Source organism: Ferdinandcohnia sp. FSL W7-1320 (assembly GCF_038050315.1).
GTDB classification, from domain to species: Bacteria; Bacillota; Bacilli; order Bacillales; family Bacillaceae_L; genus Ferdinandcohnia; species Ferdinandcohnia aciditolerans.
The window spans coordinates 1,498,199-1,518,184 of sequence record NZ_JBBPAM010000001.1 but is presented as its reverse complement, the minus strand read 5'-3'; the positions used below and the strand labels follow the sequence as shown (position 1 = coordinate 1,518,184).

Sequence of the window (19,986 nt, the reverse complement as noted above, 5' to 3'; positions counted from 1 at the left end):
TTAGATTTATTAACCTCTTTGTTCCATCGGAACGTATGTCTGCATTCCTGGACCAGTATATTCAGCACGTGGACGGATTAAACGGTTGTTATCATATTGCTCTAGAATATGAGCTAACCATCCAGAAACACGACTTACTGCAAAGATTGGAGTAAATAAATCATGATCAATACCTAAGCTATGGTATACAGATGCTGAATAGAAGTCAACATTTGGTGGTAAAGGTTTTGCACTTGTAACAATTTCTTCAATCTTTGTTGACATCTCATACCATTTTGGTTCGCCAGTAATCCCTGTTAACTTTTGAGACATTGCCTTTAAGTGCTTTGCACGTGGGTCGCCTTTACGGTACACTCTATGACCAAACCCCATGATTTTTTCTTTGTTAGCTAATTTTGTATTAATATAATTCTCTACATTTTCAACTTCACCAATTTCAGTAAGCATCTTCATTACAGCTTCATTAGCTCCACCGTGAAGCGGACCCTTTAAAGCTCCAATTGCAGCAGTAATACCTGAATAAACATCAGATAGAGTTGCAACACAAACACGTGCTGTAAATGTAGATGCATTGAGTTCATGGTCAGCATGAAGTACTAATGCTTTATTGAATGCCTCTACTGCAATTTCGCTTGGTTCTTGCCCGCTAAGCATATATAAGAAGTTTGCTGCGAAGCTTAGATCTGTGCGTGGAGCAACTGGCTCTAATCCTTTACGAACACGAGAAAAAGCGGTAACAATTGTAGGTAATTTTGCTTGTAGGCGGATTGCCTTTTGATAATTAGCTTCTGGTTCCATTACATCTGCTTCTTCATCATATAGTCCTAATAGTGAAACAGCTGAGCGAAGTGCCCCCATTGGATGAACCTTATCAATTGGGTAAGTTTTGAAATGATTGATTAATTCTTGAGGTAAACTCGCATTTTCAGCAAGTTGCTGTTTTAATTCAGCTAACTCCTCTTTATTTGGAAGTTTGCGATGCCATAATAGGTAGATAACTTCTTCAAAACTAGCATTTTCAGCTAAATCATCAATATTGAATCCTGCATACGTTAAAGTGTCATCAATAATTGAACTGACAGAAGATGTTGTAGCTACAATTCCTTCAAGCCCCTTTGTTGCTGTCATATGACCCTCTCCTTTTTTTTATTCCCCTAATCATTTTATAAGGTAAATTGAGCGCACGCTCAAAAACAAAACACATTATCACATCGTTATTTATGCTTTCAACATTGTAATCTAGTGAAGTAAATGCTTTCATTTTTGAAAAAACGCTCATCGTCACAAATATCAATATAATATTGATCGTGACAATAAAAGTTGTTTATGCAAGTGAAAGCGAATCAATAAATATGTAGGAAATAAATAACCTTGACTCTATTATAATAAATAATCAGACTTTTGTGAATCAAAAGCGACAAATTTCCCCTAATAAATTATTATTACACAAAAACATTTTTACGAATAGTTTTGATTTTTCCAGTTAACAGAGCCGTTTACTAGATTTAAAATCATTTAATATGGCTTATTTTGTATTTTGCACTTTAAATTTTTCACTTGCTCATAACGTATGATATCATAAATAAAATTTTTTCTCCATAATTGGAAACTTTATATTTCATTTCTTCGTAATACTTTTAAAGTAATCAAAGAGATTGTAAAATAAAAATATGCAAGAAATTCCTAGGGAGGAAAAAGTTTGAACATTAATTATGTGTATGGTTTTCTTCGATTTTTATTGGTTGTTGCATTAATTGTGATAGGTTTCATCTTGTTCTATTTTCTATTTAGACTTACATATCCGTTTATTTTTGCCTTAATCATTGCATTCCTTATTAATCCACTTGTCAATTTTTTGGAGCGTAAAGCCAGGATACCACGTGGGTTATCGGTATTTATAGGGATTTTGCTTGTATTTGGCATTGTAACAGGTTTACTTACATTATTAATAGCAGAGATTATCTCAGGTGCAAACTATTTAGCAAAAGAAGTACCACAGCATTTTGAAAACCTAGTTGTTTATTTCGAAAATTTAATAGTTGGTCAGATTATTCCTTTCTATGAAAGAATAACGAGTATGTTTGATAATTTGGACCAAGGCCAACAACAAACGATTATGGATAATGTCACAAATGTTGGTACAACTATTGCGACAAATGTTGGAGAATTTGTTAAAGCGTTTTTAGAAAATATTCCAAAGTTCCTCGGATGGCTACCAAATGCAGCAACAGTGATTGTTTTCTCTCTATTAGCCACATTTTTTATTAGTAAAGACTGGAATAAGTTTGTGATTATGGGCCGAAGATTTATTCCAACAAAAGCTCGCACAAGTGGTAAGTCCGTATTTATTGAATTGAAAAAAGCATTATTTGGTTTTATCAAAGCACAAGCAACATTGATTTCCATCACAGCAGGGATCGTATTAGTTGGCCTGTTAATATTACGAGTTGACTATGCAATCACAATTGCGTTATTAATTGGAATCGTTGATCTACTTCCGTATTTGGGAACTGGACTTGTGTTCGTACCATGGATAATTTATTCGGCTTTCAGTGGGAATCTAGCATTTGCAATAGGGCTTGGTATATTATACCTTGTTGTAATTGTACAACGCCAGGTAATGGAGCCTAAGATTATCTCTTCTAGTATTGGATTAGATCCATTGGCAACATTAATATCACTGTTCGTTGGATTTCAATTATTTGGATTCGTTGGGTTAATTATTGGACCCGTCACGTTAGTAATCATTAGAACTTTATATACTACAGGTGTATTTCGAGATGTATGGGGATTTATTATTGGAAAAGAAACATAAATAAAGCCATTGCTTCGCAATGGCTTTATTTTTTTACCAACGACGAATAACTGTGAAATTACCTCTCTCCATTCTTCGTCTTATCCAGTTAGCAATAATCGGTTTTATCAGATTTCTAGTTGCAGGAATAAGTAAGAAAAAACCAGTAAGATCAGAAATATAACCAGGACTTAAAAGCAATACTGCCCCGATCAAGATGCAAATTCCATCCATAATGGCTTCACCAGGGACCTGTCCATAATTCATTTGCTGTTGAGCGCGGTGAAGTGTATCAATTCCTTGTTTTTTCGCTAACCACGCCCCCATTACACCCGTAAGAACAATCAACAACAGAGTAATTGGAATTCCAAGTGTTTTACCTGAGAATATAAGGACACTTATTTCTAATGCCGGTACGATAATAATCAATGCTAGTAAAATTCTCATATTGTCCTCCTTAGATGAAGGCTTTTCTTATATTATACGTTTCCTTTACAAATATGAGTAGTAAAACCTAAAGAAAACTGCATGCGGATTTGAAGAGGAACATCGACTAACTATTACCAAGTCCTATGCATGTACGACAAGTACAATTCAATCCAACTGTATGGTTGCTCTTTGACCTTTTGGATTGACTTGTGACATCGAGGGGCTAAGCGCAGGAACTAGACATCAAAAAAAGAGAAGGTTTCCCTTCTCCTTTTTATAAAACATTTGCATGTCCTTCGTAAATCACTCCACGAGATGAATCAACAGTAATATCTTGTCCATCTTTTAAAAGTGTTGTTGCATTTTCTACACCAACAATCACAGGAATTCCGATACTTAATCCTACTACAGCTGCATGGCTAGTAAGACCGCCTTCTTCCGTAATCAAAGCAGATGCCTGTTCCACGTATTTTACCAAATCACGATCTGTTGCAGTTGTGACTAGAACTGCACCGTCATACATTTTTGCTTCTGCTTCCTCAGGAGAGTTTGCTACAACTACTTTACCAAAAGCAGATTTTCTTCCAATACCTTGTCCATTTGCAAGGGTATTACCAACAACATGAATCTTCATAATGTTTGTAGTTCCGCACTCACCAACTGGTACACCTGCAGTTATCACTACCAAATCCCCAGGTTTAATAATTCCAGTATTTAATGCACTTTCAACTGAGTTGTCAAGCATTTCATCTGTTGATTTAGCTACATTACCTGTTTGCGGGTACACACCCCAAACAAGAGAAAGCTTTCTAGTTGTTGATTCGTTGGAAGTAACGGCAATGATCGGAGCCTTCGGACGATATTTTGAAATCATTCTTGCAGTATGACCACTTTCTGTAGGCGTCACGATTGCAGATACGTCCAAATTAAGCGCTGTATGGGCAACTGATTGTCCAATTGCATCTGTAATTGTGATTCCTGAGATTTTACTTCGTTGTGATAAAATTTCACGATGTACTAAAGCACTTTCTGCACGAGACGCAATATTATGCATCGTTTGTACTGCCTCAACTGGGTATGAACCTGCAGCAGTTTCACCTGAAAGCATAATCGCATCTGTACCATCAAAAATAGCGTTCGCAACGTCACTTGCTTCTGCACGAGTCGGTCTAGGATTTCGTTGCATAGAGTCTAACATTTGTGTCGCTGTAATAACTGGTTTTCCAAGGGCATTACATTTCTTAATTAATGTCTTTTGCACTAGTGGTACTTCTTCAGCAGGAATTTCAACACCTAAGTCACCACGAGCAACCATTAATCCATCAGATACTTCAAGTATCTCATCGATGTTATCTACACCCTCTTGGTTTTCAATTTTAGGAATAATTTGTATAGCTTCCCCATTATTTTCTTCAAGCAATTCTCTGATTTCTAATACGTCAGAAGCACGACGAACGAAAGAAGCAGCAATATAATCGACATCTTGTTGGATACCGAATATGATATCTTTTGCGTCTTTTTCAGTGATACCAGGTAAATTTACACGAACCCCAGGTACGTTAACACCTTTTTTATTTTTTAATGTTCCACTATTTAATACTTTTGTTAGAATCTCACGCTTTTGTTGATTAATTTCTAATACTTCTAATCCGATTAATCCATCATCTAATAGAATTCTGGAGCCAGGATGAACGTCTTCAATTAAGCCCGGATATGTAATTGAGAATTTTTCCGGTGTACCGACAACTTCTTCCATTGAAAGAGTAATAGTTGAACCTTCAACTAATTCAATCGCACCATTTTCCATTGTATTAGTGCGAATTTCTGGTCCTTTAGTATCTAGTAGGATCGCAATGTTTTTGCCAGTGATTTTGGCAGCTTCACGAATGTTTTTAATACGTGCGCCATGCTCTTCAAAGTCACCATGCGAAAAATTAAGTCTAGCTACATTCATTCCTGCATTCGCTAAAGCAACAAGTTTTTCAATACTTTCACTGGCAGGTCCTATTGTACAAACTATTTTTGTTTTTCTCATTACATTTTCCTCCTCTATAATCGCTTTATATCAGCGATTAGCAACACTTCTATAAGAATTTTACTCAAATGTATTTTAAATGGATAGCTCTTGGGATAGGTCATACATCTTCTTATCAACTGTATGTTTACGGTCTAAAATTTCCATAATATCATGGTCAACTAAATTGTTTTGTTGAATCCCCACAGCTCGTCCACCTTTTCCTTCAAGCAACAATTCAACAGCCTTTGCACCTAGACGACTTGCCAATACTCTGTCTGATGCAGTTGGAGAACCACCACGTTGAATATGTCCAAGGACACTCACTCTAGTTTCAAAGTTTGTAGCTTCTTGAATCTTATTACCAATTTCAACACCACTACCTACACCCTCGGCTACGACAATAATACTATGCTTCTTCCCACGTTCATGGCCACGGTTAAGCTTAGCGATAACTTCATCCATGTCGTGATCTGCTTCTGGAATAATGATTGTTTCAGCACCACCAGCTAATCCCGCCCATAATGCAAGGTCACCAGCATGTCTACCCATAACTTCAATTACATATGTACGCTCATGTGAAGTTGCTGTATCTCTTATTTTATCTATAGCATCAATTACTGTATTTAGCGCTGTATCAAAACCAATCGTAAAATCAGTACCTGGGATATCATTGTCAATTGTACCTGGAACACCAACGCAAGGGAAACCAAGTTCAGTTAGTTTTTGGGCACCACGGTAAGAGCCGTCACCACCGATAACAACTAAGCCTTCTATTCCTAACTTTTTTAATTGCTCAATACCTTTTTTACGACCTTCTTCTGTTTTGAATTCCTCACATCGAGCAGTATAAAGCATTGTACCACCGCGATGAATGATATCTCCAACAGATCCAATCTCTAATTGTTTTATCTGTCCACTTATTAGTCCAGAATATCCTTGATAAACTCCATATACTTCAACATCGTGATAGATTGCTTTACGTACAACAGCACGAATCGCAGCATTCATTCCTGGTGAATCCCCACCACTAGTTAAAACACCTATTCTCTTCATTTTTCCACCTCTATGTAAAAAATAATCTAAAAATAATCATAAATCACGAATTGTGATTATTCGCTTTTACTATTTTGTGCAATATGTATAAAATAACACTAATATATAAGTAAAACAACTAAGATAATGTAATAAATACAGAAAAAATTGTGAAATTGTGTAGAAAAATCGAGAATTAAATAGAATACTATGTAGGGGGAATTTTGAATACTGTGTATATTTTAAAATCAGTTGAATATCACTTTCCGATTTCGAAGAATTTCGATTTATTCAATCGTTTTCTAATTATGCGGAAACAAAGTAAAACGTGCCCTAAACATTTCGTTAGATGCACGTCCACTTTATTACTGAACTCCGATAAACTCTTCTTCAGCTATTGTAAATTGGCCTATCTTTTTATATTTTTGATAGCGTTGCTGAACTAACTCATCTTTGTTTAATTTGCGTAATTCTTTTAATGATTGTAAGAGAACGGTATCGATGGAAGCTGCTTGTTCTGCAACATCCTTATGAGCTCCACCTCTTACTTCCGGGATGATTTCATCTACAACCCCTAGTTCTTTTAAGTCTGGCGCTGTTATTTTCATAGACTCTGCAGCTTTTTTAGCAAGTCCTGCATCTTTCCAAAGTAGTGCAGCAGCACCCTCAGGAGAAATAACCGAATAGGTTGAGTTTTCGAGCATATGAATTTGATTTCCTACACCTAATGCTAGTGCTCCACCACTTCCACCTTCACCAATTACAATACATATAACAGGAACCGTTAAGCCTGCCATTTCAAAAATATTTTTTGCAATAGCTTCACTTTGACCACGTTCTTCGGCTGCTTTGCCTGGATATGCGCCCTTCGTATCAATGAAACATATGATTGGACGACCAAATTTTTCAGCCTGCTTCATTAAACGTAGTGCTTTACGATATCCTTCTGGGTGTGGCATTCCAAAATTTCTTCTAATATTTTCCTTTGTATCTTTACCTCGCTGGTGTCCAATTACAGTTACAGGTAAACCGTGGTACTTGGCAATACCACCTACTATAGCAGCATCATCTCCATAGTAACGGTCACCATGACACTCGAAAAAATTTGTAAAAATGCGTTCAATATAATCAAGGGTAGTCGGTCTTTCTGGATGACGGGCAATTTGAACGCGGTCCCATGGTTTTAAATGACTATAAATTTCATTCTCCAGTTTTTGAAGTCTTGTTTCTAGTTTTGAGATTTCATCTGTTAGATCCATATTCGAATCGCTTGTAAATTCTTTTAACTCAGTAATCTTTTTCTTTAATTCTACAACTGGTTTCTCAAACTCTAGTTCACCTACCAATTAACCGCACCCCCGTTCATATGAATATCAACAATATTTGCTAATGTATCTTTTAAATCCTGACGATGAATAACAGCATCCAGTTGACCATGTTTTAATAAGAACTCAGCTGTTTGGAAGTCTTCTGGGAGTTCTTCGCGAATTGTTTGTTCAATGATTCTTCTACCTGCAAATCCAATTAAGGCACCAGGTTCTGCGAAATTAAAATCACCTAATGATGCAAAGCTTGCAGATACACCACCCGTTGTTGGGTGTGTCATGACTGAAACAATGAGGCCACCTTGATCACTAAATAGTTTTAATGCGGAACTTGTTTTAGCCATTTGCATTAGGCTTAGAACACCTTCTTGCATTCTTGCACCGCCAGAAGCTGTGAAAATAAGAAATGGAACCTTCAATTCCATCGCCTTTTCAACTGCCCTAGTAATCTTCTCACCAACAACAGAACCCATACTTCCCATACGGAAGCTTGAATCCATGATTGCCAAAACGATACGATTTCCTTCAATAGTACCTTCACCGGTTACCACGGCTTCATTAATACCTGTCTTATCTTGGTCCTTTTTCAGTTTTCCAAGATAATCAGGAAAGTCTAGCGGATTTTCAGAAACCATTTCTTTATCAAGTTCGATAAAAGATCCTTCATCAAGTAAGCTATCGATTCTTTCATAAGCAGTCATTTGATAGTGATAGTCACAGTTCATACAAATTTTATCGTTTTTCATTAATTCTTTCGTGTACATTATTTTTTTACAATTTGGACATTTGCTCATAATACCCTCTGGAACATCTTGTCTAGCTTGTTCCGAAGGAATTGAAGCATATTTTTTCTTTTTTACAAAAAAGTCTTTTAGCAAAAAGGAACCTCCTCACACTTTCAATGGAATAGCTTTTTCGACTTAGTTTATCTGCTTATATTAAGACAAAAAGTTGTGTAACGAAAAAAAGGAAAATCTTATATCTTCCTTCGTTGCCAAAAAAGCATGTACTTATACTTTACTGAATGTCTTCTTTATTTTTTGTAGGAATATGTCAACAAAAACACGACAAATTCCTACAAATGAGAGTGTTCAAAAAGAAGGATGAAAAGGACCACGTCGACAAGAACGCCACAGCCTCATGTCTTGTCGACACTAGCACAGCCTGTGCGTCGAAATTTCAAGGCGGCGCAACTTTGAGTACCGGAGCGAGGCAACTGCTTGAGTTAACTCCTTTGCAGCCTTGCGCTGAGGCATTGACATCTTGAATAATCTAATAGACGCAAGTGTATAACCAGGTTATTCACAATGTACTTGGAGCAGTTTACGCAGAAATTCGACGTATCATTTTCACCGGACTTTTTGAACATCCTCTACAATTTTATTTTTTCATAGGCAGATAGAGCTCTTGCCACATCTTTTTCACGTAGTCCAGTTACTAACTCTTCAAAGCCTTCTTTGTTTATTACATGAGTCTGTTCCTCATAAATAAACTTAACATATTCATATATGACGACCCATATTCGTAGTAATAATCGATTATTCGTCGCTTCTACAATAGATTTAAAAAGGAATTCCTCTGGGTCCTCAGTATCCCAAAGCTTTTCTTCCAACTCTGTAAGCATCTCTTCGTTCATCTTAGGACATGCTATTTCGATACAAGATTTTTCAAGAGTTTGTTTTGTTTCAAGGAGATCACCCTTTGTTTTATCTCCTTGAATTATGAAGGTACCTAATAAATGAATCAGTTGATGATCACCGAAATCTTTTAAAAAAGTACCTTCACCTCTTCTTGTCTCTATGAGGCCTAATAATTCTAATGACCTTAGTGCTTCCCGAACAGAGGAACGACCTACATTTAGACGCTCGGAAAGTTCCCGCTCAGACGGAATTTTATCACCAGCGGAAAGTCCATCATCTTGAATGATGGACCTAATTTCCTTAACAATTTCAATGTAAACCTTAGAGTTAGGAGATGTCACATTAACCTCTTCCAATCCATTATTCAATGATTGCTAAACGACGTGTCTTCTCTGCAACTTCCTCTGGATTTACAGTAATTCTAGCTACACCTGTCTCCATTGCCGCCTTAGCCACACTTGCTGCAACAGCAGGTGCCACACGTGGGTCAAAAGGTGCAGGGATTACATAATCTGAACGTAGTTCTTCAGAGCTTACCAATGCTGCAATTGCTTCTACAGCCGCAATCTTCATTTGTTCATTTATATGAGTTGCTCTAGCATCTAAAGCTCCTCTAAAAATTCCTGGAAATGCGAGAACATTGTTTACTTGGTTTGGAAAATCTGATCTTCCTGTACCAACAACTTTAGCACCCGCTTCTAATGCTTGATCCGGCATAATTTCAGGATTAGGATTCGCCATAGCAAATATAATTGGGTCCTGATTCATCGTTTTTACCATATCAGTTGTTAGTGCTCCTGCAACAGACACTCCAATAAAGACATCAGCATCCGCAAGGACATCTGCAAGAGTGCCTTCTAGACGGTTACGATTTGTATATTTCGCTACTTCTGCTTTTACGTTATTCATTCCATAGGTACGCCCTTCATAAATAGCACCCCTAGAGTCACACATGATGATATCGCGGACTCCATAGCGATATAAAAGCTTAATAATTGCAATGCCTGCAGCACCTGCTCCATTTGCAACAACTTTTATTTCTGACATTTTCTTGCCCACCAGCTTTAATGCATTCACTAATCCCGCTACTGTAACAATTGCGGTTCCGTGTTGATCATCATGAAAAACTGGTATATTCGCTTCTTTCTTAAGACGCTCTTCTATCACAAAGCAATTCGGAGCTGCAATATCCTCTAGGTTGACTCCACCAAAAGTAGGCTCTAATAGTTTGACTGTTTCCACAATCTTGTCAACATCTGTTGTGTTTAAGCAAATTGGAAATGCATCTACTCCTGCAAAGCTCTTAAATAGCACAGCCTTTCCTTCCATTACAGGAAGAGAAGCTTCTGGACCTATGTTACCTAATCCAAGTACGGCAGTCCCATCAGATACTACCGCTACCATATTCCCCTTCATCGTGTATTCATACACTTTAGACTTATCGTCATAAATAGCTTTACATGGTTCAGCTACTCCCGGTGAATAAGCTAAACTTAAATCCTTCGCATTTCTTACTGGTATTTTTGACTTTGATTCAAGCTTACCCTTATGAATTTGATGAATATGTAGAGCTTCTTCTCTTAGAGTCATTTCCATATTTCACTCCTTGTTATAAAGACAACTTGGTAGTAGCAATTTTCCCACCAGTTGTTTGTCATATTAATTAGGTAGTTAAATCTTGTCCAACATATTATGAATAAAGCTGGTAAAATAGAATTTTCTAATTAATCAAAAATAAGTGGTATGGCCACTTCGCTTTTCTATTACAATATAACATAATTGCTGGTCATGTAAAGTGGTTTATTAGTGAATCACCACATTTTGAGGTCCCATCAATTCTCTTAATTCGGATAAAAATTCTTGATTAGGAGTAACCCATAGTTCTTGTTGAAGCTGCATTGTTTTTTGCGTTTCTTCATAATACAAGACCACTGGGGTATCCCCAGGAAATTGCTTTAATAATTTTTTTAAGTGTACTAGTACTTGAGCTGCTTGAACCTTTTTTTCCATTCTGACAAAAAGTTTCTTTTCATCTTCCGGCATCTCGATTTTATCGGGTAAGGCCCCAACTTGATTAATAATCAGTTGTGGTTGATTATTTCGACTATCAAGCTTACCCTTTAGTAAAACTAACGCATCATTTTTTAAAAGCTTTGCCGACTGTGTGTAGGTTCTTGGAAATGCAACTCCTTCTAATTCACCGCTTTCATCACTAACCGTCAAAAAGGCCATTACCTCGCCTTTTTTTGTACGAATCGTTCTTTCTTTTGTAATGAATCCACCTATCACAACATTTTGATGTAGATAATGTGAAGCTTCCGAAATCGAGATTGCTCCGTGCTTCTTTAGATAAGCCGAATAACTACTGATTGGATGACTTGATAAGTAGAAACCTAGTGCATCCTTTTCAAAGCGCAGTTTTTCCATTTCCTTAAAAGGTTCAACCTCTACATATTTAGGTTTAAGTCCAAAATCATCTTCAAAAAACATTTCGACTTGATTCTCATCATTTTTTGGTCGTACGAGTTCAGCATGTTCTATCGCAACATCCAAAGTTGCTAATAGAGTCGCTCGGTGTTCCCCGAATTCATCAAAGGCTCCTGAAGAAATTAGCGCTTCTATTGTACGACGATTAATACTCCTCATCGATGTTCTGACACAGAAATCAAAGAGGTCTGAATAAGGCTTAACTTTTCTCGTCTCAATAATTTCCTTTAAGGCTGCAACCCCTACACTCTTAATTCCCGCCAAACTAAAACGGATTGCTTTTTTCTCTACATTAAAAGGATAATAGCTTTTATTAATAGATGGGGGCAAAATGGAAATCCCCATTTGTTTGGATTCTCGTATATATTGCCCAAGCTTGTCATCATTACCTACTACACTTGTAAGTAATGAAGCCATAAAATAGAGCGGATAGTTTGCTTTTAAATAGGCAAGCTGATAAGCAATCATACTGTAAGCAACAGCATGGCTTCGGTTAAACCCATAATTAGCAAACCGAACGATTAAGTCATAAATTTCGTTTGCTGTTTGTTCGGTGTATCCTTTTTTTAAACTACCTTGCACAAAATGTTGTCTTTCTTTATCTAGTACTTCTTTTTTCTTTTTACTTACGGCCCTTCTCAATAAATCAGCCTCTCCAAGACTAAAACCAGCCATTGTAGAAGCAATCTGCATAATTTGCTCTTGATACACAATCACGCCATATGTCTTCTCAAGTATGGGTTCAAGGTCTGGGTGCGGATATTGAACCGGTTCCTTTTTATGTTTCCTAGCAATATAGAGCGGAATATTTTCCATTGGGCCCGGCCGATATAGTGCGTTTACAGCAACAATATCCTCTAATTCGCTTGGCTTAAGCCTTACGAGAACACTGCGCATTCCACTTGACTCGAGTTGGAATACCCCCGTTGTATCTCCTTTACCTAACAATGCAAATGTTTTTTGATCATCCATTGCTATCTTAGAAAGATCCAATTTCTTTCCAGTTCCCCGTTGAATCAAGGAATGAATATTATCAATCAACGTTAAATTTCGTAGTCCTAGGAAGTCCATTTTTAAGAGGCCAATTTCTTCAAGCACTTCCATCGGAAATTGCGTTAAATAGATTTCGTTATGTCCATCTTGAATGGCAATTAATTCAGTTAATGGCTGTTCACTAATCACAACACCAGCCGCATGTGTAGAAGTATGTCTAGGAAGACCTTCAATTTTTTTTGCTGTTTCAAAGATTTTCCGTCCAATTTCGATATTTTGAATATAGTCCCGTAATCCCTGTGATTCCTCGTATGCTTGCTGTAGGGTAATTCCGAGCTTACTGGGAACTTGTTTGGCAAGAAAATCTGCCTCCTTAGGAGAGATACCCATTACTCTTCCAACATCACGTAATGCAGCTCTTGCAGCTAAAGTTCCAAACGTGATAATTTGGGCAACATGAAGTCTGCCGTATTTTTTTGAAACATACTCAATCATTTCATCTCGTCGATTATCAGGAAAGTCTATATCAATATCAGGCATAGAGATTCGTTCTGGGTTTAAAAATCGTTCAAATAATAATTGATGTTCGAGTGGATCAACGTCAGTGATATGCAAAACATATGCCACCAAAGAACCTGCAGCAGAACCCCTTCCTGGACCCGTCACTATTCCTTTCTCATGAGCATACTTCATAAAATCCCAAACAATTAAGAAATAATCACTAAAATTCATTTTTCGGATTACTTGAAGTTCATATTGAAGTCTTTCAAACTGTTCATCCGTAGGATCGTGATATCTTTCATGCAATCCTTTTAAACATATTCGTGATAAATAATCCTCTGCAGATTCTTGATTTGGTACTGGATATTTGGGTAATGCAAATTTCCCTAATTCTATATCCACATTACATCGCTCAGCAATCCGCAATGTATTTTCAAGAACCTCTGGAGTATCAGAAAAAAGCTCACTCATCTGTGACGGACTCTTTAAATAATATTCGTTGCTTGGAAAAACAACTCGATTTTCATCTGATAGTTTTGTATTGTTTTTAATCGACAATAAGCATTCATGAGCAAATGAATCTTCTTGATCTATGTATTGAACCTGGTTTGTAGCAACTAATGGGACTTTTAGTTCTGTTCCAATTTGGAATAGTTTATTATTGACCTGTACATTCTCTCGCAAGTTATGATTTTGAACGGCTAAGTAAAAACTATCCGGTTCAAAAATTTGTTTATAAGAATTTGCTCGTCGAATGGCTTCTTCATAATTTCCATCCTTAATACTTCGTTCAATGTCTCCTTCACGACCAGGAGAAATCCCAATGATTCCTTCTCGATATTGCGAAAGCCACCTTCTTGGGATTCCAACCTTTGACCTTGTCTGAATAGCACTGCTAATTTTTAATAGATTTTGATAACCTTTATTATTCTTTGCAAGTAATACAACCGGATAAGCCATTTCATGACCTTGTTCCTCTTCTGATAACACCGAAGCCGTCATGCCAATAATCGGCTTAATACCATGTTTCCTGCAATGCTTATAAAAGGCTATCGCCCCATACATTATGTTTTCATCGGTTAATGCCAATGCTTTAAACCCTAAGCTGCTCGCTTTTTCAACCAAGGCTTCAACTTTTGCAGCACTTGATAACAGGCTATACGCACTTTGAACCTGAAGATGAACAAAAGGCAATCAAATCACACCTTTTTCATATAATTAATTTCTTCGTCCCACCTATTTGATATTTCAATTATAGACCTATTTATGAAACAAGCAAAACAAAACTCATAGAATGGATTGTTTGTCCATATACATGTATTAAAAGCTTCCGCAACTACAATTATTTAAAAGAAGGTGTCCATATGGAAGTAAAAGAGGCGTTTATGCCTGCATTTATTCATAGTTTTTTTATTGCACTTGGGGTACTTTTAGGTGGTTCCCTTATTGGAGGTCTTGGAGCCTTCATTTCGGGTCAAGCGCCTTTATCTGAAATCTATTCGGTTGCCAGCAAGTTAAAGATTTGGGCACTTGTTGCTGCAATTGGTGGAACATTTGATGCTTTTTATAGTTTTGAAAGAGGAATATTTTTAGGTCAAACGAAAGATGTTTTTAAACAATTTCTGCTAATTGTTTCTGCTATGGGTGGAGCACAATTCGGATGGAGAATAATTGAATGGTTCACCCAGGAGCATATATCATAATGAGAGTCCCCCCTTATCATCAAAAACCAGGCTGGCAACGATTTTTCGCAGGTGTCGTAATCGGTGCCTTGATTAGCTGGTTTGTCTTTTTATTTCAATTTGGGATACTGCAAGATAAACAAATACAAAAAATATCAGAACAAGAGCTTGAAATTGCCGATTTAAAAAAAAGCAAAGAAATTTTAATTGAAGATGCAAAAAAGCTAAATGAAGAAAATAAAAGCAAGTTAAAAATCCAAGATTTTGAAATCGTGTTTGCGAACAGAAAAAAAGTAGAACTCAGTTCACTGGATCTCCACCATATGAAAACCGCTGTGTTGGAGGACCTTAACTCATTAATCGGACAGGATATTCAATCATTATCGAAAAACAAAGAACTTCTTTTTAGAACAATTGAAAATAGACTTTACGAAATGGATGATAAAACTTACAAACTCAAAATCCACACGGTTTTTGTCGATACAACACTTGAAATTTCATTAAATATCGAACTTGTTAAATGACAAAGCTTCCTTCCGGAGGCTTTTTTTTGATTTAGGAAAAAGTGACTATTTTGTTACAAATATGTATTAATTTTTAGAAAATTTAAAAATAATGTAGCATTTTTAGGCAAAAATGCAATAAAATAAAAGAAAACACTTAAGGAGGGAATTTATGTATATTAACCGGAGAAAATTATTAAATGAAAAAATGGCTAGAATCAAAAAAGGGTACTCAGCTTATGCAGAATCCCCAGAAGTTGTAAATGCGTTAAAAAAAGAAATTCAAGCATTAGACCTCAATGTCCTTGAAGAAGTAACAGATCTAGGTTCATGGTTCATTCCCGTAAAAGTAGATAGCTGATAAAGTCGCACGCAAATGGAGCGACTTTATTTTTTTAGTTTACCTGATTGCATACCTTCCGTAGGTCAGAAATGACGTTTTCTACCTCTTGCCACGAGTAAATGGTGGCTCCTGATGCAAGTGGGTGCCCACCACCATTGTATTTTTTTGCTACCCCGTTTATCACAGGTCCCTTAGAACGCAGGCGAACACGGATTTGTTCTTTTTCCTCCACGAAAAACACCCATGCCTTAATATTTTCAATATTTCCTAAGTTACTAACCAATTGAGATGCTTCTGTAGGCGTTACATTGTATTCTTTCAGGATCTCATTTGAAATTACCATAGACCCTACACCATCTTCGGTTACTTTGTAATTTTGAAGGACATAGCCACTTAGGCGTGCTACATTTTCCTTTGTTTTATATAAATTTTCGTAAACATCTGGAAAATGAAAACCAAATTCAATTAATTCTCCAACGTATGTAAATGTCTTTGGATTTGTACTAGGAAATAAGAATCTACCTGTGTCTCCTACAATTCCAGCAAAAAGAAGTCTCGCTGCATCCGTTGAAAGAGTTAATCCGTGATTCTTCCCTTGGAGGTAAAACTCATAGATCATCTCACTGCAAGAGCTGGCACTTGTATCCACCCATAAAAGGTCTCCATATGGATCTTCATTGGGATGATGGTCGATTTTAATTAATTTTTTCCCGCGATTATACCGCTCGTCTGAAATTCTGCCTTGGTTAGCTGTATCACAGACAATCACTAATGCTCCTTCATACATCTCATCTGAAACTTGGTCCATTTCCTTTAGAAAAAGTAAGGAGGGTTCATCCTCTCCAACAACAAAAACTTTTTTAGAAGGGTAGGATGCTTTTAGAATTTCTGCTAGACCACACTGTGAGCCATAGGCATCAGGGTCTGGTCGTACGTGGCGATGAATGATGATCGTCTCAAAATCACTAATTGTTTTAAGAATAGATTGAATCATTAGAGTTCTCCTTTTTCGCTTCTTTTCGTCACCAAGTTTCCACATTCTATTCACTAGCAATTTGAATTGGTTCTGGTTACAATAGGTATAGTAATCTAGAATTGGAGGAAACTTCTCATGCAAATTCTCGTTTTTCTAATCATATTTGCACTTGTATTTTATTTTTATTATAAAACAAAATACTTCCGCACAAGACGTCCAATTGAAAAACAATGGCTCTCAGCGAAATCTAGTATTGCCTTAGGACTTTTTGTTGCGCTATTTGGTTTAAATACGTATTTCGTTCATCCATCTACAATCTCATATGTAATTGGGACAGTCCTACTATTAGTTGGTGGTGGAAGCATTTGGGCAGGCATTCGTGCTTATAAGCATTATCTTCCATACGTACTTAAAGAAGCTGAACAACAAAGTTAATTAGACCGAGAAAAAGACGCGTAACAGCGTCTTTTATTGTTCCTGCTTATCCTTATCGTTCAATTAGCTGTGCCATCATCATAGCTTTTCCTACAACGACTCCGCCATGGAAAACTTCAACATCAACCTTACCAAATCTTCTTCCAACCTCTAGAACTCTTGGATGAATTTCCATTAGACTATCAATTTGAACGGGTCTCATAAAATAAACCGTCATATTCTCGATAACCAAATCTCCCTTTTTAAAGGATTTTAATACCCTACTTGCTGCCTCAGTGACAATCGTTGTAAATACCCCATAGGAAATAGTGCCCAAGTGGTTTGTCATTTGTGGAGTTACTTCACATTGATATATGGCTTCACCATCAGCAGAAATATCCACGAATTGATTTGTCACGATATCATCAATCGTTTCTCCTACTTGAGGTTGGCGACCAATCATTTGCATAGCCTTTAGTACGTCCTGACGACTAATAATCCCTTGCAAACGATTCGATTGGTCCACGACTGGCAGCATTTCAATACCTTCCCACACCATCATATGTGATACAGATGCAACCGATGTTTTTCCATTAACAGTCATTGGTTGTTTGGTCATCACCTTTTCAATGAGCGTATTCAGGTCCTGTCCCATAATATCCTTTGCTGTTACCATTCCAACAACCTTTGATTGATTATCAACAACAGGATAGCGACCATGACCAGTTTCGATATTATGTTCATACCATTTCTCTACCTTATCCGAGGTATGGAGGCTTACCGTCTCAGTTTTTGGCGTTAAGATATCCTCAACTAAGACAATTTCTTTTTTTATAAGTTGGTCATAGATAGCACGGTTGATCATAGTCGCAACCGTAAACGTATCATAACTACTCGAAATAATTGGAAGTTGGAGCTCGTCTGCAAGCTTTTTCACTTCATCTTCTGTGTCAAAACCACCTGTTATTAAAACAGCAGCTCCTGCATTTAAAGCATACTCATGTGCCTTTGTCCGGTTACCAACTATTAAAAGGTTTCCTGCACCTGTATAACGCATCATTGCTTCTAGTTTCATAGCACCGATAACAAATTTATTGAGTGTTTTATGCAGCCCTGCTTTTCCCCCAAGCACTTGTCCATCAACAATATTGACAACCTCAGCAAAAGTTAGCTTTTCGAAGTTTTCTTTCTTTTTTCGTTCAATACGAATGGTTCCGACACGTTCAATAGTACTCACGTATCCCTTATTTTCCGCATCTTTTATAGCTCGATAAGCCGTTCCTTCGCTCACTTTCATATCCTTTGCAATTTGTCGAACTGAAATTTTCTCACCAATCGGAAGTGTGTCAATATACTGTAAAATCTGCTCATGCTTTGTCGCCAAGCTCTTCACCCTCTAATAATCATTCTTTGTCTAGTCCGTTAAATTCTATCAAATGCGCCTTGGCGTATTTGCGCCCAGATTTTTTAGGCCCACACGAGGTGGGTCACAAAGACGTTGCCACAGGACGTGGCGTTCTTAGTCTTTGATCCTATGCTCGAAAAGTTTCCTTTGAAAATCTGTGGCATCCGCCGGAGGCAGTAATTTTATTCAGCCAAAGTTTGTTCCCATACTGAATTTAGTTACTTTTACGGCATTCATTCTCACTAATAGAAGTAGAGAATTTCTGATGAATAAAGTTATCTCTTATTATACGGGTGAAGCAAGGTTTATTCAATTTTAATAGTTATGGCGATATTAGTAATTCCGCATTCTTTGTCGACGTTTTGCAGTGACAGCTTGTGGTCTTGTCGTTTTCTGAGCAGACTTCGGATTATATAATAACCCAATTAAATTTCCACTAACTACAATCAAGGCAAAAACTAACCATGAAAGAGCGAATACTCCTTCTAATCCTTCCGCCCCGATTGATAGTCTAGGAACCCCGTAGTAAAGTAAGACACCACAGAGCAATAAACATAGTAACAATCTATTATGCATCCTTTTACCTCCTCTAGCCTATGCTTGTATCATTCTATGAAGCATGCATAAAAAAAAGACGTGATTCCTCACGCCTTTGTTCGATTTACAATTCAATTGTGCCACCTGCTGTTAAAACCTTGCCATCAGCAGATGTAAGTCTTGAGACAAAATCGTCCGCATCCTGCTTAATAACAGGGAAAGTATTATAGTGAATTGGCACGACAGTTTTTGCTTTTAACCACTCTGCTGCAATTAGCGCATCGTCTGGTCCCATCGTGAAATTATCTCCAATTGGTAGAAAGGCAACGTCAATCTCATTAAGCTCACCAATCAATTTCATATCATAGAATAGTGCGGTATCTCCTGCATGGTAGATTGTTTTTCCTTCAGCACTAAACAAGATACCACCTGGCATTCCTGTGTATACAAATTCCTGTTTTTCAGGAATTTCGACGCTTGAACCATGAAAGGCTAGGGTAAACTTTACCTTCCCAAAATCAAACTGATGGGCACCACCAATATGCATTGGATGTACATTCAAGCCTTGCCAGCCTAAATAGACTGCAAGTTCATTTGGCGCTACCACAAGACTCGAGTTGCGTTTAGCAAGGTCTACAGTGTCTCCGACATGATCTCCATGACCATGTGTAAGTAAAATGACATCCACCTTTTCCTCAGATGCTTTTAAATCTGTATTAGGATTTCCTGTGATAAATGGGTCAATGATGATCGTTTTTCCACCTGTTTCAATTTTTACAACAGAATGACCATGATAGGATACTTTCATATGTATCTCCCCTTCCATAATTCTATATCGGAACCTTACTATATAGTACTTCTTTTTAAAAGCTTACTTTCCTTCTTTTTTATACCCTTTTCCTTCGTAA

General features: G+C 37.1%; 18 protein-coding genes. 5 read left to right on the top strand and 13 right to left on the bottom strand.

From position 1 onward, the window contains the following. Positions 1-9: 9 nt before the first annotated feature. Complete coding sequence (gene citZ / locus NST91_RS07660; RefSeq protein ID WP_341330658.1) at positions 10-1,128, bottom strand: citrate synthase; 1,119 nt, start codon at positions 1,126-1,128, stop codon at positions 10-12. Positions 1,129-1,699: 571 nt separating this feature from the next. Here citZ and ytvI point away from each other — a divergent pair. Then, positions 1,700-2,815, top strand: a complete 1,116-nt coding sequence (ytvI, locus tag NST91_RS07655; RefSeq protein ID WP_341330657.1) for a sporulation integral membrane protein YtvI — start codon at positions 1,700-1,702, stop codon at positions 2,813-2,815. A 33-nt stretch (positions 2,816-2,848) separates the two neighbouring features. Here ytvI and NST91_RS07650 read toward each other — a convergent pair whose 3' ends face one another. The 8 genes from NST91_RS07650 to NST91_RS07615 form a co-directional block, all read right to left on the bottom strand. After that, on the bottom strand, positions 2,849-3,241 hold the full coding sequence (locus NST91_RS07650; RefSeq protein ID WP_341330656.1) for an FxsA family protein: 393 nt from the start codon (positions 3,239-3,241) through the stop codon (positions 2,849-2,851). A gap of 256 nt (positions 3,242-3,497) precedes the next feature. After that, positions 3,498-5,258 carry a pyruvate kinase gene (pyk, locus tag NST91_RS07645; protein WP_121447435.1) on the bottom strand — a complete coding sequence of 587 codons (1,761 nt, stop codon included), beginning with the start codon at positions 5,256-5,258 and terminating at the stop codon, positions 3,498-3,500. Between the two features lie 75 nt (positions 5,259-5,333). Continuing rightward, entirely contained in the window at positions 5,334-6,293 is a 960-nt protein-coding gene (gene pfkA / locus NST91_RS07640) for a 6-phosphofructokinase (protein ID WP_341330655.1), read from the bottom strand. A 344-nt stretch (positions 6,294-6,637) separates the two neighbouring features. After that, on the bottom strand, positions 6,638-7,618 hold the full coding sequence (gene accA / locus NST91_RS07635) for an acetyl-CoA carboxylase carboxyl transferase subunit alpha (protein ID WP_121447433.1): 981 nt from the start codon (positions 7,616-7,618) through the stop codon (positions 6,638-6,640). Further along, positions 7,612-8,475, bottom strand: coding sequence for an acetyl-CoA carboxylase, carboxyltransferase subunit beta (accD, locus tag NST91_RS07630; RefSeq protein ID WP_121447432.1), 864 nt, complete (start codon positions 8,473-8,475; stop codon positions 7,612-7,614). The genes accA and accD overlap by 7 nt, the downstream gene beginning before the upstream one ends. A gap of 494 nt (positions 8,476-8,969) precedes the next feature. Beyond that, positions 8,970-9,578: a FadR/GntR family transcriptional regulator gene (locus tag NST91_RS07625; protein ID WP_341330654.1), complete on the bottom strand. Its 609-nt coding sequence runs from the start codon at positions 9,576-9,578 to the stop codon at positions 8,970-8,972. Between the two features lie 19 nt (positions 9,579-9,597). After that, positions 9,598-10,827 (bottom strand): NADP-dependent malic enzyme, encoded by a 1,230-nt coding sequence (ystJ, locus tag NST91_RS07620; RefSeq protein WP_341333507.1) that lies wholly within the window; start codon positions 10,825-10,827, stop codon positions 9,598-9,600. 213 nt (positions 10,828-11,040) lie between these two features. Then, on the bottom strand, positions 11,041-14,412 hold the full coding sequence (locus NST91_RS07615) for a DNA polymerase III subunit alpha (RefSeq protein ID WP_341330653.1): 3,372 nt from the start codon (positions 14,410-14,412) through the stop codon (positions 11,041-11,043). A gap of 170 nt (positions 14,413-14,582) precedes the next feature. On the opposite strand from NST91_RS07615, the gene ytrH reads away from it, so the two are divergent. The 3 genes from ytrH (at position 14,583) to NST91_RS07600 (ending at position 15,764) form a co-directional block, all read left to right on the top strand. Then, positions 14,583-14,921: a sporulation membrane protein YtrH gene (gene ytrH, locus NST91_RS07610; RefSeq protein ID WP_099362160.1), complete on the top strand. Its 339-nt coding sequence runs from the start codon at positions 14,583-14,585 to the stop codon at positions 14,919-14,921. Beyond that, complete coding sequence (gene ytrI / locus NST91_RS07605; RefSeq protein WP_341330652.1) at positions 14,894-15,424, top strand: sporulation membrane protein YtrI; 531 nt, start codon at positions 14,894-14,896, stop codon at positions 15,422-15,424. Before ytrH ends, ytrI begins: the two co-directional genes overlap by 28 nt. 151 nt (positions 15,425-15,575) lie before the next feature. Continuing rightward, positions 15,576-15,764, top strand: a complete 189-nt coding sequence (locus NST91_RS07600; RefSeq protein WP_121447429.1) for a YtzJ family protein — start codon at positions 15,576-15,578, stop codon at positions 15,762-15,764. 34 nt (positions 15,765-15,798) lie between these two features. On the opposite strand, the gene NST91_RS07595 is transcribed toward NST91_RS07600, so the two are convergent. Further along, positions 15,799-16,740 carry a DHH family phosphoesterase gene (locus NST91_RS07595; protein ID WP_341330651.1) on the bottom strand — a complete coding sequence of 314 codons (942 nt, stop codon included), beginning with the start codon at positions 16,738-16,740 and terminating at the stop codon, positions 15,799-15,801. 117 nt (positions 16,741-16,857) lie between these two features. Here NST91_RS07595 and NST91_RS07590 point away from each other — a divergent pair, with 117 nt between their 5' ends. Next, entirely contained in the window at positions 16,858-17,157 is a 300-nt protein-coding gene (locus NST91_RS07590) for a YtpI family protein (RefSeq protein ID WP_341330650.1), read from the top strand. A gap of 52 nt (positions 17,158-17,209) precedes the next feature. On the opposite strand, the gene NST91_RS07585 is transcribed toward NST91_RS07590, so the two are convergent. From NST91_RS07585 to NST91_RS07575, 3 genes are all read right to left on the bottom strand, one after another. After that, entirely contained in the window at positions 17,210-18,520 is a 1,311-nt protein-coding gene (locus NST91_RS07585) for a DRTGG domain-containing protein (protein WP_121447426.1), read from the bottom strand. 354 nt (positions 18,521-18,874) lie between these two features. Then, entirely contained in the window at positions 18,875-19,117 is a 243-nt protein-coding gene (locus NST91_RS07580) for a hypothetical protein (protein ID WP_341330649.1), read from the bottom strand. Positions 19,118-19,202: 85 nt separating this feature from the next. Continuing rightward, positions 19,203-19,886: a metal-dependent hydrolase gene (locus tag NST91_RS07575; protein WP_341330648.1), complete on the bottom strand. Its 684-nt coding sequence runs from the start codon at positions 19,884-19,886 to the stop codon at positions 19,203-19,205. Positions 19,887-19,986 lie beyond the last annotated feature (100 nt).